Below are 2,485 nucleotides of genomic sequence, written 5' to 3'. Positions count from 1 at the left end.
GGCTGGTGGTGGAGACCGGGCGGGTGCATGCGAGCGAGCAGTGCCTGCTCGCCAATCCCGACGACCCGCGCTGGACGATGGCGATCCGCTTCCCGGTCTTCGACGCCGCCGGGCGGGTCGAGGCGGTCGGCACCTTCGCGGTCGACATCACCGAGCGCAAGCAGGCCGAGGCGGCGCTGCAGGCGTCGGAGGCGCGGCTGAACGCGATCAACGCCGCCAATCCGGTGCCGATGAACATCGCCCGGCTCTCCGACCGCAAGCTGCTCTTCGTCAACGAGCCCTATGTCCGGCTCTACGGCCTCGAGGGGGTCGATCTCGACGCCTTCGACCGCGGGGAGCTCTACCCCGACCCGGCGGCGCGCGACTGGCTCTACGACGAGCTCGCCGCGGGGCGCGAGATCACCGACCACGAGCTGACGCTGCGGCGGACCGACGGGCGGGAGATCCCGGTGTCGCTGACCTCGCGGCAGATCCTCTTCCAGGGCGAGCGGGCGATCGTGACCACTTCGGTCGACCTGACGGCGCTGCGTGCCGCCCAGGCCGAGGTGGCGCGCTCGCGCGAGGCGCTGCACCAGAGCGAGAAGCTGAACGCGCTCGGGGCGCTGCTCGCGGGGGTGGCGCACGAGCTCAACAACCCGCTGTCGGTGGTGGTCGGCTATTCCTCGATGCTGCGCGAGATCCCCTGCGACCCGGCCATGGCGGCGCGGGCGGAGAAGATCCATGCCGCAGCCGAGCGCTGCGCGCGCATCGTGCGCACCTTCCTCTCCATGGCGCGGGCGCGGCCGCCGCAGCGCGCGCCGGTGGCGCTCGGCGAGGTGGTGATGGGGGCGCTCGACCTCGCCGCCTACGGGCTGAGGAGCGCCGACGTGGAGGTGGAGGCGGACCTGCCGGCCGGGCTGCCGCCGGTGCACGGCGACGCCGACCAGCTGCACCAGGTGGTGGTGAACCTGGTGGTGAACGCCCAGCAGGCGCTGATCGCCCGGCCGGCGCCGCGGCGGCTCGCGATCCGTGCCTGGACCGAGGGGGACGAGGCGGTGCTGGAGGTGGGCGACAACGGGCCCGGCATGGACCCCGACGTGGCCTGCCGCGCCTTCGAGCCCTTCTTCACCACCAAGCCGCAAGGGGTGGGCACCGGCGTCGGGCTGTCGGTCTGCCACGGCATCGTCGCGGCGCACGGCGGGCGGATCGGGCTCGACACCGCGCCGGGCGAGGGGGCGCGCTTCCGGGTGCACCTGCCGCTCTCGCACGCGGCCGAGGCGGTTCGGGCCGCGCCGCCCGTCCCCGTGACCGCCGGCGGGCGGGTGCTCGTCGTGGACGACGAGCCGGAGATCGCCGCGCTGCTCAAGGAGCGGCTGGGGCAGGAGGGGCTGAGCGTCGCCACCGCCTCGAGCGGGCGCCGCGCGCTCGCCGCGCTCGAGTCGGGCGGCGTCGACGCGGTGGTGAGCGACCTCCGGATGCCCGACATGGACGGGGCGGCGCTGGCCGCCGAGATCGGCCGGCGCTGGCCGGGGCTCGCCGACCGCATCCTGCTCATCACCGGCGACGCGCTCGGCACCGACCGCGGCCGGCTCGGGGCGCGCGGGCTGCCGATCTTCGAGAAGCCGCTCGACCTCGCCGCGCTCGCCGCCGAGCTGCACCGGCGGATCGCCGGGGTGCGGCTGCAGTGACCGCGGGCGCGCGCATCCTGGTGGTGGACGACGAGCCCGACCTCCGGGCGCTCCTCGCCGACTATCTCGGGATGCAGGGCTTCGCGGTCCGGACCGCGGCCGACGCCGCGGAGCTCGACGCCCGCCTCACCGAGGAGCCGGCCGACGTGATCGTGCTCGACATCAACATGCCGGGCGAGAACGGGCTCGCCGCGCTCGCCCGGCTGCGGGCGGCGGGCAGCCGGGCGGGGGTGATCCTGCTGACCGCGGCCGGCACGCTCGGCGACCGGGTGGCCGGGCTCGGCGACGGGGCGGACGACTATGTGGTGAAGCCGTTCGAGCCGCGCGAGCTGCTGGCGCGGCTGCGCGCGGTGTTGCGCCGGCTCGAGGCGCGGGGCGCCGCGCCGGCGGCGCTGCCGGTAGCGCGGCCGCTGGTGCGGATGGGCCGCTGCAGCTTCGACGCCGAGGCGCGCTGCCTGCGCAGCCCCGAGGGCGAGGAGATCGCGCTGACGGCGATGGAGTACGACCTGCTCGAGGTCTTCTCGCGCCACCCGCGCCAGGTGCTGTCGCGCCAGCGGCTGGCCGAGCTGGCGCACGGCCGGCCGCTGGCGCCGGGCGACCGCTCGATCGACATCCGCATCACCCGCCTGCGCGCCAAGATCGGCGAGGACGCCCGCACCCTGCGCACGGTGCACGGCGAGGGCTACGTCTTCGACCCGGACGCCTGAGCAATTCCGGTGCGTCCCGTGCGGATCGCCGCTCCAGAGCGAGGAGGGCAGCGGCCGACCCGGCGGGCGAGAAGCGGCGCGCCTCCCTCGGCGCCGCTCGCCGGGGACGGG

The 2,485-nt window shown here is 75.8% G+C and carries 2 protein-coding genes; both read left to right on the top strand.

The window, feature by feature from the left end; all coding sequences use genetic code 11:
* Nucleotides 1-1,667 (top strand): ATP-binding protein (locus Q0112_RS17705; RefSeq protein WP_297977339.1); only part of this gene is annotated, 1,667 nt, incomplete at its 5' end.
* A complete protein-coding gene (locus Q0112_RS17700) occupies nucleotides 1,664-2,374 on the top strand; it encodes a response regulator (RefSeq protein WP_297977338.1) in 711 nt (236 codons plus the stop codon). The genes Q0112_RS17705 and Q0112_RS17700, both read left to right, overlap by 4 nt.
* The last annotated feature ends 111 nt before the right edge of the window (nucleotides 2,375-2,485 follow it).

This window comes from uncultured Amaricoccus sp. (assembly GCF_937858865.1).
GTDB lineage: Bacteria > Pseudomonadota > Alphaproteobacteria > Rhodobacterales > Rhodobacteraceae > Amaricoccus.
Note: the sequence above shows the minus strand (reverse complement) of the source record. Positions and strands in the feature narration are given on the sequence as shown.